Origin of the sequence: Vibrio profundi (assembly GCF_005281835.1) — a bacterium.
GTDB lineage: Bacteria > Pseudomonadota > Gammaproteobacteria > Enterobacterales > Vibrionaceae > Vibrio > Vibrio profundi.
This window is the reverse complement of record NZ_RZIS01000010.1, coordinates 132550-146794: the sequence shown is the minus strand read 5'-3', so window position 1 is coordinate 146794 and position 14245 is coordinate 132550. Positions and strand designations below refer to the sequence as shown.

Below are 14245 nucleotides of genomic sequence, written 5' to 3'. Positions count from 1 at the left end.
TTAAGTTCCATCAACAATGTTATTAATGTGATCAAAATCACCCAAATGATGCAATAACATGCCGACTATCACTTTTAATTGAGATTTTAATCGTTATGATGCGCTCCATTCGGATAAATACAGCGCATGGATAAGCGTAGTTCCATTATTTTAAACATAGAGAGTTCCATTATGCGTAAATCACTTTTAACTCTTGGCCTACTAGCAGCAACTTCTGCTCCAGTTATGGCTGCAGATTATTCTGATGGCGATACTCACAAAAACGATTACAACTGGATGCAATTTAACATCATGCACACAGTTAACGAAAAACCAGGCAGCATCGATCATACTTATCTAGAGATGGAGTTTGGTGGACGCTCGGGAATTTTCGATCTATATGGTTACATCGACGTATTTAACCTAGACAGTGATAATGAAGACAAATCTGGCGCTGACCAGTTGTTCTTAAAACTGGCACCGCGTATGTCTATTGATGGTCTAACAGGTAAAGATCTATCATTTGGTCCTGTCCAAGAAATTTACCTAGCAAACTACACTACTATTGATGGTGGAGCAGACTTAGAGCTTGCTGACGGTTCGACTAAAACCCCAGGTTACCTAACTAAATGGGGTATCGGTTCTGATATCATGGTTCCTTGGTTCGGCAAGATGCAACTAAACGCTTATGCAACTTACGATGTAAAAGCGAATGAATGGAATGGTTACCAAATTTCTACAAACTGGTTTAAGCCTTTCATCAACTTTGAAAATGGTTCATTCATCGCCTACCAAGGTTACATCGATTATGAATTTGGTATAGACGAAGTAACTATTCCTAACGTTGGTCAGTTGAAGACATCAAATGGTGGTTCTATGTTCAACGGCATCTACTGGCATAACGACCAATTTGCTCTGGGCTATGGTTTGAAGCTTTACAAAGATGTATATGGTCTAAAAGACGGTGGAGTCGCGGGTGACACATCAGGTGTTGGTCATTACTTCGCTGCAACGTACAAGTTCTAATCTAAACTTACACGTTTGATATTTTAAATGGCGCTCTTGAGCGCCATTTTTTATTGCTTTCCTTTGCTGTCTCGCTATCCTTGACGACATTCGTTTTCATCAAGGTATCAAAGTGAACATCACTATTGTTGGCCCAGGTGCCATTGGCTCTTTGTGGGCAGTTAAACTGATTCAAGCAGGTCACACTGTTTCATTGTGGAGCCGTTCAAGCGAAGCTACGTTTGATATCTCGATTGATGATGACTCGCCTATTACCTTTGATAACAATAATATTAACCAGCTTCGAGACTCTGATTTAGTTTTCTTCACTGTGAAAGCTTGGCAAGTTGAATCGGCAGTCAAACCACTACTCGAACACCTACACCCAGACACTATCTTTCTGTTTATGCATAACGGCATGGGGGCAGTAGAAGCCATTTCAAATATCGTAGAAAACCATCCGATAGTTTTAGCAACGACGACTCAAGCGGCATACAAGCCCAATGCTCATCACGTGATGCATACTGGAATCGGACACACTCAATTAGGTGCGTTTAATACCGCTGGTCAACAGTGCCAATTTCTTACCGATGTATTGGATCACACGCTGCCAAATGTCACATGGAATGCCAGCATAGAAGTCGCTCTTTGGAATAAACTCGCGATCAATTGTGCGATCAACCCACTAACAGGGCTAGAGCAAATCAAAAATGGGGAGCTCGCCGATTCTAAATATAAGCAGCAACTTGATACGATAGCGCATGAGCTCGTACAAGTCATGCAAGCGGAAACTATCCCATGTAGCTTTGAACAACTCAGAGCAACAATTGATGAGGTAATTATTGCGACAGCTAAAAACAATTCATCGATGAAGCAAGACATGTATTACAATCGTAAGACCGAAATAGACTTTATTACTGGTTATCTAATCAAAGTTGCACATCAACATTCTATTACGGTACCGATGAACCAAGAGCTTTATCAGCGTGTAAAACAGCAAGAAAATACTTGGGAAAAACAATAGCGATTAGAACGCTAAACTCCGCACACCTTCTTCATAAAACTGAATAACTTAGGCACTCAGCAATGCTTGATATCCAATACATTCGCGAACAATTTCCCGCGCTTAAGCAGCAAGTAAACCAACAACCTTTGGTCTATCTAGACAGTGCCGCCACCACTCAAAAGCCACAGGTGGTAATCGACACTATTAGCAATTACTACTCAAAGCAGAACGCGAATGTCCACCGGGGCAGCCACAGTTTAACTGCTCATGCTACAACTCAATTTGAGAAAGCTCGCGATAATGTCGCGCAATATATTGGAGCGGCAACCAGCAAAGAGATCATTTGGACTCGTGGAGCAACTGAAGCACTTAATTTAATTGCTCAAACTTATGCTCGTAATACATTGCGAGCCGGTGACGAAATTCTGGTTAGCGAGATGGAACACCACGCAAATATTGTTCCATGGCAAATTGTCGCAGAACAAACTGGTGCTCGTGTCGTCAAAGTGCCAATGACCACGGACTGCCATTTTGATATCGATGCTTTTGAAAGCCTTCTCAGTGACAAAACAAAGATTGTCGCTCTCGCGCAAATCACCAATGTCACCGGCAGCCGACAACCCATAGAGAAAGTCATTGAACTTGCGCATCAGACAAATGCTGTCGTAGTAATCGATGGCGCGCAGGGCATAGTTCATGAGCCCATCAATGTAAGTGAACTCGGAGCCGACTTTTACGTATTCTCAGGCCACAAACTTTATGCGCCTGCGGGTGTTGGCGTTTTGTATGGAAAACTAGATTTACTTGAAGCCATGCCACCATGGCATGGCGGTGGAAAAATGGTAGAAAGTGTCTCGTTCGAAGGTACGACTTATTCTGCACTGCCAGGGAAATTTGAAGCGGGTACACCAAATGTTGCTGGGGCAATCGCACTAGATACGGCAATTGAGTGGTTAAATGGCTTTGAACGCCACGAAGTGGAAACGCATATTCACGCTTTACAAGCTCGAGCATACCAAGCGTTAGCCCAACTCGAGGATATTCGAATTCTTGGCTATCAGCCTAATGCCAGTGTCATCACCTTTGTTATGGATGGAGTGCACCATCAAGACATCGCGACATTACTTGATCAGCAGGCGATAGCAGTACGAGCCGGGCACCATTGTGCGCACCCATTGATGTCAGCACTCAATGTAACGGGTACCGTTAGGGTTTCTTTCGGTATTTACAACACCTTTGAAGACGTCGACCGTTTAATCGCAGCGGTCAAAAAAGCCGTCGATATGCTTTAGGTGACCACCCATCTCCAGAATGTAAAAAGGTTGGCATTAGCCAACCTTTTTTATGCCGCGAGAACTTTAATCTGTTCCACTATCGCTTTTAAGCCATTCCCTCTCGAAGGGCTCAAATGAGCGATTAACCCGATATTGTCAAAGTATTCATCAATATCAAAACTTTGGATCTGAGCAGACGTTTTTCCATCAAATGCCGCCATAACCAAAGCAATCAAACCTCTTACGATTCGCGCATCAGAGTCTGCACAAAAATACCAAACATCATCGACGTTTCTGGCAACAAGCCACACCTGGCTCTCACACCCAGCTACTGTCACTTGTTCGCTTTTCAATGCTTCAGGCATTTGAGGTAATTTCTTTCCCCATTGAATAACCTGACGATAGCGATCTTCCCAACCAGAGAATTTTTGCATGGTGGCAACAATCTCTTCGCTTGAAATTTCGCGCCCAAATGGAGAGCTAGGAAATGGCATGTTCATCGGCTCAGTCATCATGTTCTCCAAACCATTACTTCTTATATTTTAGGATCAGCTTTTCAAGAATACGCGACACAGCCACAAAGCCGAAAGTCGCGGTCACAACCGTTGCAGCACCAAACCCGCTTGCGCAATCCATACGTTTAGGGCCTTCAGCTGTCGATTTAGTCCCACATACACTGCCATCAGCTTGCGGGTATTTAAGTTGCTCAGTGGAGAACACACAATCGATACCAAATTTACGCTGTGGATTCTTAGGAAAGTTATGATGACGACGTAAAGTGTCTTTTAACTTTTTAGCCAATGGATCTTGAATCGTTTTAGTTAAATCCGCAATTTGGATTTGAGTTGGATCAACCTGACCACCAGCACCACCAGTAGTAATCACTTTGATTTTATTACTACGGCAGTACGCCAGTAAAGATGCCTTAGCTTTCATACTATCAATCGCATCAAGTACGTAATCAAAGTCTTTTATTATGTATTCAGCTTGATTCTCAGGGCCAATGAAATCATCAATCAAATTAACCTTACATTCAGGGTTAATCAGCTTAACGCGTTCGGCCATTATCTCTATTTTGCTTTGACCTACGGTGCCAGACATAGCATGAATCTGACGGTTAATATTCGTCACGCATACATCGTCCATATCGATCAAAGTTAGCTCACCCACACCAGAGCGAGCTAGTGCTTCTACCGCCCATGAACCAACGCCACCAATACCTACCACACACACATGCGCAGCACGTAAGATCTCGACTTCACTATTACCATATAATCGGCGGGTACCACCAAAACGTTGGTCATAGTTTTCTGAAGCTGGAGTGGTCAATTCACGCATAGTGTCATCCAATGGAGGTCGATAGAAAAAGAAGAGTGCGTTTTATACGCACTCTTGAATAAAAAGTCTAGCATTTGCCAAGCCGCAAAAAGTTATTCCTGCTTCTCTGGCGGTAATGCCCATGGAGCAGCGGTTGCCCCGCCATTTAATCCAAGCTTCCAGACTCGACCAAAGTGTTTATAGTGACCCGCTTCGGTCCCCGCACGAGCGCCCATTCCATGATACAGATCCAAATGGTTTTTCTTCACTGCACCGCCAGTGTCTAGAACCAGAAGTAACCTTAGTTGATGTGCTCCGCTCCAAGTGCCGTCCGCATTTAATAGTGGTACTTCAGCTAAAATCGGCGTACCCATTGGTAAAATAGAGCGGTCACCCGCTACTGATGCCATAGGCAATAGTGGGATGCCTGCGGTGCCCATAACGGAAGTGTCTTTACGTGGTTGAAAGAAAACGTATGAAGGGTTTTGTTCTAACAGCTCTTTCACTACTTCTGGGTCATTCGCTAATACCCACTCTTTAATGGCTTTCAGCGACATTTTTTCACGCGGCACTAAACCACGCTCAATCAGAATACGGCCAATGCTGACGTAAGCACGATTGTTTTTACCTGCGTAAGCAAAATATTCCAGTGTGTCATCGTCTTCATAATGCACAAAACCACTGCCCTGCACCTCCATGATAAACGGATCGATACGGTTAGCGGCGTAACCCAGTTCAAGGCCTTTACCTTCTAATGCACCATCATAAATTTGAGCTCGTGTTGGGCAGTTTTCAGAACACTCTGGTAATCCGTAAACAGGAAAACGGTATTCTTCATTAGCTTCATGACGAAGCTCCATTACCGGAGAAAAATACCCCGTGAATAACACATTGCCTTTACTGTCTCCACCACCAAACTGTGCCGCGTCAACACCATAATTTGCTAGTTCACTCGGATCGCCGCTTTGCAGAGCCCACGCTTCCAATTGCTGGTACAAAGGTTGGTAAATCTTAGCCATAGAAGGAGATTTAGTAATGACTTGTTCAGCTTGTTTAGAAAAAGCCGTGTAGTCTCGAGGCTTGTTAGATTCAATTGTTACAGTTTTATTCAGAGTTTGAGGGAATTCGTCGTCTAAATATTGCTGCGCGCGGTCGGTGGGTTGAGCACAGCCAAACAATAGGCCTGCCGCGACAATCGGGAACAGTTTTTTAATCACTTGAGTCATCCTAGAATATCAGTGGCAAAAGCATGACAAACTCTAGTGAAGAACACAATTCTAAGTTTGTATCACTTTGTAGGAAGATCTCTATATTACTGCTGTTACCTCAAGGCCTTACTGTTTGAACCTTGCAGTTTGAAGACAGGGTTATAGTGAGCGGTTGAATCAAGCATCATTTCTGTGTTGTCTTGGTTGAGCATGCGGAAACGATGAGTAACATCTCCCGCTTTATATTCAAAGAACTTACCGTTAAATTCAAAATCGGTCGCAACCACCGATCCATTTACCGTTACCCCTTGCTCACTTAGCACAAACTTATCAGTGGCGTAGTGTGCTACCTTTTGCTCTACCCACGTACCGTAAATCATGCTTTTCGGAGTCGCCGACTGCACGAACCTGTCGTACAAGCTACCAAACAAAAATAAAGCCACAATGGTCCCTAATAACGCTAATAGCATTAAGCTTCGCTCGATGACTTTGCGCTTTTTGTTTGTATTGGCCTTTTCCGACTCTTGGTAAAGGCCATTGGCAATCTCGTCTACTTTGTTTTTTTTCACTGATACTTGCATAAAGTGCACTACGTATAGGGGTCCAACGCCATTCTACACGTAGATAAATTAGGGAATAAAGTACGTATTATTATACTTTGCGTTGCATTCCAAAAAACCGCTTGCTCACAAATGAATAAAAATGCTAATTTCAAGTATAAATAAACAACAAAGACATTATCTGTGAAAATAAGAAATACTGCTTTAGTCAAAGGATTTAGACAATCGACTCCTTATGTTAATGCTCACCGTGGTAAAACCATGGTTATCATGCTAGGAGGCGAAGCTTTTGCAGATAAAAACTTTGGCAACATTATCAATGATATAGCTCTACTCCATAGCCTAGGTGTCAAGATAGTTCTGGTTCATGGCGCTCGCCCCCAAATTAATCAAATACTTGAGAAGCAAGACTGCCATACGCCCTACCACAAAAATGTTCGAGTAACAGATGAACATGCTCTTGGTCTAGTTATGCAGGCGGCAGGGCAATTACAACTCGCCATTACTGCACGCTTATCTATGAGCCTGAATAACACCCCAATGGCAGGAACTCAGCTCAACGTCGTCAGCGGTAATTTTGTCATCGCACAACCATTAGGTATAGACGACGGAACCGACTATTGCCATAGCGGACGTATTCGCCGGATTGATATCGAAGGCATCAACCGTACCCTAGACCAAGGCTCTATTGTGCTGCTTGGCCCAATTGCCAGTTCAGTCACTGGCGAATGTTTTAACCTACTTTCAGAAGAAGTGGCGACTCAAGTTTCAATCCGCCTTAACGCTGACAAACTCATCGGCTTTTGTTCTGAGCAAGGCATCATCGACGAAAATGGCAATGCGGTAGCGGAATTATTTCCAGGCGATGCTCAAAAAATTCTTTCACATATGACCGATGAGCAAGACCCCACTCAAGATCATAGCTCAGGTACATTACGCTTCTTAAAAGGGGCCGTTTCCGCTTGTCGCGCTGGCGTTCCACGCTGCCATCTCATCAGCTACAAAGTGGATGGCGCCCTCATACAGGAGCTATTCTCTTTCGATGGTATCGGTACTCAAATTGTCATGGCGAGCGCAGAGCAAGTCCGTCAGGCGCAAATTGATGATATCGGAGGCATCTTCGACCTTATTCGCCCGCTGGAAGAGCAAGGTATTCTGGTACGTCGTTCACGCGAACAACTAGAGCAAGAGATCCACCGTTTCACCATCATTGAAAAAGATGGTCTGATTATTGGTTGCGCTGCACTGTATGCCTACCCTCAAGATCATATGGCAGAAATGGCATGTGTCGCGATCCACCCAGACTACCGTGATGGCAACCGAGGTTTATTGTTACTCGATTACATGAAACATCAATCCAAATCTCGCGATATTGATCAGATCTTCGTGCTCACCACTCACAGCCTACATTGGTTCCGCGAACAAGGTTTTTATGAAATTGGCGTGGAGTCTTTGCCGATGGAAAAACAGGACTTATATAACTATCAAAGAAAATCGAAAATTCTCGCATTGAATGTTCAGTAATGATTATTTAGACCTTATCTCAAGTATGAGACAGGTTTATTATCAAATGTAATCGTTTACGGCTTGTTTTTTATAAAACATGCACTTTCATTCATAACTGATATTGTATAGAATTCGATCGATTTTTAGGCTCGGTGAAAATTAAAGGAAACGAGCAGCTCAAAAATTGAGTTGAATTGCACGGATTGCTAATCGACTGACATTTCGAGCCAACAGGTAAAGTTGGCGGTGAAAGTTAAGAACTATAAGCAATTAAGAGCAACGTCTATATGAGAACCATTATTTGTAATTCGCTTCAGAGTTTTTGGGACATGGCCGACAACCATTTTCTAGAAGGGCTAGATGTTCACTGTGTATTCCCAGTCAGTGACAACTTAAAGGAGTTTATCTTGAACTGCCAACAGCAATACAAGATAAACCATATATCTTTTACTCGGGTGTTTGCGACAAGCGAAGCGTAAGCGGTACCTAAGTATGCAGCCAAGGAAGGCTGTATTTAGCGCTTGAACTCTCTTCGAATCCATTTATCTACCAAACACAACTTACTCACCTAACCGACTAATCAAACCACTCACTCGTTGAGTTCTTACCTTAATTCCCCTTTTCAGCACCGAATGATCGCAATACATCATCAGCTTGTTTTTCGCTCGGGTGATTCCGGTATAAATCAGTTCACGAGTTAGAATAGGGCTGAACTCCGGTGGCAAAATCATAAGGGTAAGATCAAACTCACTGCCCTGAGATTTGTGAATCGTCATGGCGTAGGCCGTTTCATGTTCAGGTACTCGACTTGGTAAGATCGCTTTCACGCTGCCATCAGGAAGCTCGAAGTACACTTTTAAACGTGGTACTTCATCGCCGCCTTGTTCCGGTGTGCGATTGTCCAACATACATATGCCAATGTCGCCGTTGTAGAGCCCAAGACCGTGATCGTTTCGGGTCACCATCACAGGGCGGCCGTGATACCAAAGCTCGTCATTAGTGACGATCATTCTTCGTGCTGCCAACGCTTTTTCTATACGTTGATTCAGCCCTGCAACACCAAAGTCTCCTTCTCTAATCGCGCAAAGTAGTCGGCATTTGCTAAACAAGTCGAGCACCGCTTTCGCTTTCTGATCTTGGCTTTCGTCTTCGCTTGACGAGCTATCCATGCGAGTCAAATAACTGCCATATTCCGCTACCAGTACTTTTAACATTTGATTATAGCTATCACTCGACAGTGGATAGTTCTCAATGTCCTCAAAGCCACTGGAAAACACTTTATCAACGTGCTGTGCATAACCAGAATTAATCGCTTTGGCTAACTGCCCAATACCCGAACGAGCATCAAATCGGTAACTCTTTTGCAGCATACACAGGCTGTCAGCAATCGCAGGGTGAGATACTTGATGTGAGTTTGACGCTGTCGGCAGATAAGAGAATCCGGTTAGTTGAGCGATCAGTTTCCCTTGAGCCGAGCTATAACCGACTTGATTGAATGAACAGATATCTCCCAACACCGCACCGGCTTCTACAGACGCCAGTTGATCTTTATCGCCAAGCAAAATCAGACGAGCATGTTCTGGAAGTGCATCGACGAGCTTAAACATCATAGACAAATCGACCATCGACGCTTCATCGACCACCAAAATATCCAAATGTAATGGGTTATCTCGATTGTGACGGAACTCCGCTCGATTAGGAATCGCCCCTAACAAACGGTGTAAAGTGCTCGACTCAGTTGGTATGTTTGCTTTCACTTCAGGCGCTAAAGGCAGTTGTTCAATTGCTTTACCTATCGACTCAGTTAAACGCGCTGCAGCTTTACCAGTTGGTGCGACCAACTTAATAGTAGGTACACGTCCTTCTCCAATGGATTGCTCGACCATCGCAGAAAGTAGTTTGGCTACGGTAGTCGTTTTACCGGTACCTGGTCCGCCCGAGATCACCGCAAATCGACGACTCAGAGCAACGGCAGCAGCCACTTTTTGCCAATTTAGACACACTGAATTAGGTACTAACGTATCTAGAGCTTGAAGATCAGAGACCTGAGTCGCTTGGGTGATTTTCTCGTCAATGCTAGACCACTCTAATTCGTGCTCCGCCACCACATCTAAATGGTCACACACCATTTGCTGTCTAAGCACTTGCGTGCTCTTTCCCGAGGCTTGTAATTTAGCGAGCGCGTTAAATAAGAAGTGGTAGCTGCGGGCAAACAAATGATTCAGCGTTTGAGTCAACGCCTCTTTCTGCTGAGCATTGAATTCAACCGGAGCACTCAATCGATTTAAAGTATTTGCCAGTACAACTTCATAATTCCAATAGCGCTGCAAATACACTCGCTTGCCATCAAACATTAACGGCGTCGCAACCCCTTTTTGCTTACCAACTAACGGGGAGCTATGAAGTAATGTTCGCCAATCTGTATTAATTAGACGCTGATTCAAAATCAGGGCAGCTTCACCGTACAAACCTAACAAGCTCGCCATATCCACCAGCTCACCATGAGTTTGATGTAACTGAATACAGATGTGGCCTTTACCAAGCTCGTGGCTGATCACCCCGGCGATAAAGCCTAACTCATCACCCGACACAGCAGACTGCTGCGCGACAAAGCGTGCAAACTGATAATCCAGCTGACGAATTGCACTTTTGCTGGCTAACGCTTTCAACACATCTAATAAAGATGCAGTGTGGAGATCTAGATTCATCATTATAAAAGCTCCATTTGGCCAGCTTCATTATCGTCAAGCGTTGCCGTACTTCTGTCGATTTGTTTGCCCTCTATCAACTGGTCCATTTCATCTAACAAAGCAAGCGAAGGCTTCGCAGAAAATATTCCTTGCTGAGATTGACCATCAATACCACGTAAAAATAGATAGTACACACCACCAAAGTGAGTCTCGTAATCGTAGTCAGCGATACGACTGCGTAGGAAACGATGCAAGGCTAACGCATAAATTTGATACTGAAGGTCATACCTATGATCTGCCATCGCTGCTTTCAAGTTATCTCCGTGGTAGACGGCTACATCATCACCGAGGTGATTCGACTTCCAGTCAAGCACATAATATTTACCTTGATGCTCAAACACTAAATCGATAAAACCCTTAAGCATGCCTTGCACAGTATGGAAACCTAAGTCTCCTGCTTTTGCAGATAACGGATCATGATATTGAATCACACGGTTCAGCGCCGACGACGTTAGCACTTCAATCGGCAGTAAAAACTCCATTTCGACCAATCTTTGGCTTGACCCTTTGTCACTTAACTTCAAATGTTTGCCATCTAGTGGTGTGTTTAACACGGTGTCCACTAACTGCTGGAGGACAGGTAACCATTCTTCTTCATATTGTTCAGCTTCAAGTAACTGTCCAATAACCTGAGTGTTAGCTTCACTGGTCGCAGGCTCTGTAAATTCCACCTCCTCAAAAAGAGTGTGTAAAAAAGTACCCGGCCTTGCTCCTCGGGGGAATGTAAAAATTGAACGTTCTGGCTCTAACAGTTCTAATTCATCTTGCTCATCGGCTGAATCGATATCAAAACCAGACACTTCGATGACTGCATCATGAGTTGCCCCATGTGAACCCTGCTTAACCAACCCAGAATAGCTAGTGATGCGCCAGTTACGATCGATATTGGCACTTAATGACTTCGCTTGAAGCGCTTGTGATTCATCAAGTTGTGCCACAAATGGAGAAGGATGAACGGTAGGCACTTCTGCAAGAACAACACTCGGGTTTGCGAGCTCCATCGCGTGTAACTTTTGTCCAAGCTCTGCGATGCCTAATTCTTCACCATTTTGAATCAAATATCCCATCGCACTTAAATGGACACCCGTCGGTTCTTTGGTTGAACGCCCTTTACGCAGCGGCGCCATTCCAATAAAGCATCCATAAACCGCTCGAGTTAAGGCTACGTAAATCAAGCGAAGATCTTCCGCTAAACGCTCTTTGTCTGCTTGCGCCAATGCTTGAGCACTGCCAGTAATGTCCAATACAGTGGTATCCGATTCATGATCGTAATACTTACCTTCACTGGCCTCGCGATAGCTGGCCACAAACGGCAAAAACACTAAGTCATATTCCAGACCTTTTGACTTATGAATGGTGACAATCTGCACCAAATTACGTTCCGACTCCAAGCGCTGTATTTCATCGTCACTGCCACCTAAACCATTTTGTGCATCAGAAATCGACTCAGCTAACCAACGCAGCAGACCGTAATCACTATCGAGTTCTTGCCTAGCTTGCTGCAAAAGCTCGCCAATGTGCATCAAATCGGTAAGTGAGCGCTCACCACTTTCTTCTTCCAGCAAACGTTCAGCGATATGGCGTTTACTCATCACGCTTCGCAGCATTGGTAAAACACCACGCTGCAGCCATAACTTACGGTACTCTCTGAATTCGTTAACCGCGTTTTCCCATACCACTTCGTCGTTATTAAGCTCATCTAAAGAGGCTGCATCGAGTGCAAATAATTCCGATGCTAAACTTGCGCGAAGGGCTCGATCATTTTCTGGCGTTAGAACGGCCTGCAACAACCTTTGTAAGTCTTGAGCAACAGGGCTTACAAACACACTGTCTCGGTTAGACAAATACACACTGGCGATCCCCTGATGAGATAACGCCTCTTTCACCAAACGTCCTTCGCTTCCGGTTCTCACCAGAACGGCAATATCCCCCGCTTGGATGGGCTTACCTGGTTCATTTTTCTTACCAGTGTTGAAATGGGCTTGACCATTTTGTGCTGCGGTTAGAATGGTTTGGATCTGGCTTGCGGTGGCTTCAGCCATTGCCGCGTGATATTCCCCTTTCGGTAAAGGCTTTTCTTCTGCTTCCTGCAACCAGAAGGTCATGGCTGGCTGCTTGTGACCTTCCATAATCCATTCACGCTTTTCAGCATTTGGACTCGCATTAACGCTATGGAAAGGAATATCTTGGTCATAAATAAAGGCGCTATTCGGTGTAGCAAACACTTGGTTCACCGCCCCCACAACATCTGCACTTGAGCGCCAGTTAGTACCTAGAGTGTAGTGAGCACTAACTTGGTTTCTCGCTTTGATATAGGTAAAAATATCAGCGCCACGAAACCCGTAAATAGCTTGTTTGGGATCACCGATCATAAACAAGCCACTCTGTGGGTGGTCCACATAAATACGGCTAAAAATACTGTACTGCAGCGGATCGGTATCTTGGAATTCATCGATCATCGCTATTGGATATAACTCTCGAATGCGGTTAATCAGTAGCGCTTGTTCATCAACATCAATGGCTGCAGAAAGCTGGGTAAGCAAATCATCAAACGAGAGCCACTGTTTCTGTTGCTTAGCCTTCGCTAACATTTCGCGACAATGACTAATGGCATGCGCCAATAACGGTGCTTTCAAATCAGCAGGCGTCGCCAAAAAAGCTTCAATTTCAGAAAACACTTTATGAACGGGGGCAGCCCCTTTTGGCGTTTTCTCATTCAACGTGGCTTGCGAGAACTTCTCCAGTTTGTCCGGCAAAGAATAATCATGAGTCTCACTTTCAGCCCATTGGGTCACCGCTTCTAGCCAAGTAGGTAGCGATTTTTTGGTGTAGCTGCGTTTGTTCACATCCGAGTCTGAAATCAACGCCAGAAAGTCTTGCTGGGAGGCGTTCCAACTCGCTTTAAGTTCATCTATTTTCTTTAGGTTACTGGTGTGCAAAGACTGCAAATCACCCGACATTGCTTCAACCGTCAGCTTCAGTGGAGAGCCTGTCAGGTATCGATTCACATCCGCCAAGAGTGCTGATGGCGAGCCCCAAATATTACGCACTTCGCCAGCGAGCTGAATAGGAAGCGGATAAAACTGACGACGCCAATAATCAGCAACGACTTGCGCTTTTAAGTGGCTTTCATCAGTAACAAATTCATTATCAAAGCGGCTACCGGATTCAAACGCATTTTGAGTCAGCATTCTTTGGCAAAAACCGTGAATGGTGTACACCGCGGCTTCATCCATTTGTCTTTCAGCATGCAGAAGAATAGCGGCAGCTTGTGCGTGATCGGTAACTTCTTCCAGTAGCGGTTCGATCACAGGGTCATTGCTCACGCCGCGCGCAAAAGCAATTCTCGCGTCATGGATTCTAGCTCGAATACGATCTCGAAGTTCAGCGGTCGCAGCTTCAGTAAAAGTCACGACCAAGATTTGATCGACAGTCAAAGGCTGTTGGTGACGAGTGGCTTCTTGCCCATCAGAACCATCGGTTCCGTGACCAAGCAGCAACCGTAAATACAAACCCGCAATGGTAAAGGTTTTGCCCGTACCAGCCGATGCTTCAATTAACCTTGCGCCATGCAAAGGAAACGTCATCGTTTCTAGCGGTGTTGCGCCTGAAGAATGTGCTGTAGACACCAATGTCATAA

11 protein-coding genes are annotated in these 14245 nt (G+C 44.6%); 5 read left to right on the top strand and 6 right to left on the bottom strand.

Annotated elements, in window-relative coordinates:
• The first annotated feature begins 171 nt into the window (after window positions 1-171).
• From ELZ11_RS20215 to csdA, 3 genes are all read left to right on the top strand, one after another.
• On the top strand, window positions 172-1005 hold the full coding sequence (locus ELZ11_RS20215; protein ID WP_137359191.1) for a nucleoside-specific channel-forming Tsx family protein: 834 nt from the start codon (window positions 172-174) through the stop codon (window positions 1003-1005).
• A 112-nt stretch (window positions 1006-1117) separates the two neighbouring features.
• Window positions 1118-2008, top strand: a complete 891-nt coding sequence (gene panE / locus ELZ11_RS20210; protein ID WP_137359190.1) for a 2-dehydropantoate 2-reductase — start codon at window positions 1118-1120, stop codon at window positions 2006-2008.
• Window positions 2009-2070: 62 nt separating this feature from the next.
• On the top strand, window positions 2071-3282 hold the full coding sequence (gene csdA / locus ELZ11_RS20205) for a cysteine desulfurase CsdA (protein ID WP_137359189.1): 1212 nt from the start codon (window positions 2071-2073) through the stop codon (window positions 3280-3282).
• 50 nt (window positions 3283-3332) lie between these two features.
• Here csdA and csdE read toward each other — a convergent pair whose 3' ends face one another.
• From csdE to ELZ11_RS20185, 4 genes are all read right to left on the bottom strand, one after another.
• Complete coding sequence (gene csdE / locus ELZ11_RS20200) at window positions 3333-3776, bottom strand: cysteine desulfurase sulfur acceptor subunit CsdE (protein WP_137359188.1); 444 nt, start codon at window positions 3774-3776, stop codon at window positions 3333-3335.
• Window positions 3777-3792: 16 nt separating this feature from the next.
• The gene (gene tcdA / locus ELZ11_RS20195) at window positions 3793-4602 is read right to left on the bottom strand and encodes a tRNA cyclic N6-threonylcarbamoyladenosine(37) synthase TcdA (protein WP_137359187.1); all 810 of its coding nucleotides are present in this window, start codon (window positions 4600-4602) and stop codon (window positions 3793-3795) included.
• A 92-nt stretch (window positions 4603-4694) separates the two neighbouring features.
• A complete protein-coding gene (gene mltA, locus ELZ11_RS20190; protein ID WP_137359186.1) occupies window positions 4695-5807 on the bottom strand; it encodes a murein transglycosylase A in 1113 nt (370 codons plus the stop codon).
• A 95-nt stretch (window positions 5808-5902) separates the two neighbouring features.
• Entirely contained in the window at window positions 5903-6370 is a 468-nt protein-coding gene (locus ELZ11_RS20185) for a DUF2850 domain-containing protein (RefSeq protein ID WP_137359185.1), read from the bottom strand.
• 162 nt (window positions 6371-6532) lie between these two features.
• Between ELZ11_RS20185 and argA the strand changes: the two genes are divergently transcribed.
• Together argA and ELZ11_RS20175 are read left to right on the top strand one after the other, a co-directional pair.
• A complete protein-coding gene (argA, locus tag ELZ11_RS20180) occupies window positions 6533-7873 on the top strand; it encodes an amino-acid N-acetyltransferase (RefSeq protein WP_137359184.1) in 1341 nt (446 codons plus the stop codon).
• A 269-nt stretch (window positions 7874-8142) separates the two neighbouring features.
• Window positions 8143-8334, top strand: coding sequence for a hypothetical protein (locus tag ELZ11_RS20175; RefSeq protein WP_137359183.1), 192 nt, complete (start codon window positions 8143-8145; stop codon window positions 8332-8334).
• Between the two features lie 81 nt (window positions 8335-8415).
• Here ELZ11_RS20175 and recD read toward each other — a convergent pair whose 3' ends face one another.
• Both recD and recB read right to left on the bottom strand, forming a co-directional pair.
• Complete coding sequence (recD, locus tag ELZ11_RS20170; RefSeq protein WP_137359182.1) at window positions 8416-10566, bottom strand: exodeoxyribonuclease V subunit alpha; 2151 nt, start codon at window positions 10564-10566, stop codon at window positions 8416-8418.
• Window positions 10566-14243, bottom strand: coding sequence for an exodeoxyribonuclease V subunit beta (recB, locus tag ELZ11_RS20165; RefSeq protein ID WP_137359181.1), 3678 nt, complete (start codon window positions 14241-14243; stop codon window positions 10566-10568). The genes recD and recB overlap by 1 nt, the downstream gene beginning before the upstream one ends.
• Window positions 14244-14245 lie beyond the last annotated feature (2 nt).

Excerpts from the sequence above, each read along its gene's own strand:
- ELZ11_RS20215 (WP_137359191.1), top strand. The coding sequence starts at position 172 with ATGCGTAAATCACTTTTAACTCTTGGCCTACTAGCAGCAACTTCTGCT.
- csdA (WP_137359189.1), top strand. The coding sequence starts at position 2,071 with ATGCTTGATATCCAATACATTCGCGAACAATTTCCCGCGCTTAAGCAG.
- csdE (WP_137359188.1), bottom strand. The coding sequence starts at position 3,776 with ATGACTGAGCCGATGAACATGCCATTTCCTAGCTCTCCATTTGGGCGC.
- tcdA (WP_137359187.1), bottom strand. The coding sequence starts at position 4,602 with ATGCGTGAATTGACCACTCCAGCTTCAGAAAACTATGACCAACGTTTT.
- mltA (WP_137359186.1), bottom strand. The coding sequence starts at position 5,807 with ATGACTCAAGTGATTAAAAAACTGTTCCCGATTGTCGCGGCAGGCCTA.
- ELZ11_RS20185 (WP_137359185.1), bottom strand. The coding sequence starts at position 6,370 with ATGCAAGTATCAGTGAAAAAAAACAAAGTAGACGAGATTGCCAATGGC.
- ELZ11_RS20175 (WP_137359183.1), top strand. The coding sequence starts at position 8,143 with ATGAGAACCATTATTTGTAATTCGCTTCAGAGTTTTTGGGACATGGCC.
- recD (WP_137359182.1), bottom strand. The coding sequence starts at position 10,566 with ATGATGAATCTAGATCTCCACACTGCATCTTTATTAGATGTGTTGAAA.
- recB (WP_137359181.1), bottom strand. The coding sequence starts at position 14,243 with ATGACATTGGTGTCTACAGCACATTCTTCAGGCGCAACACCGCTAGAA.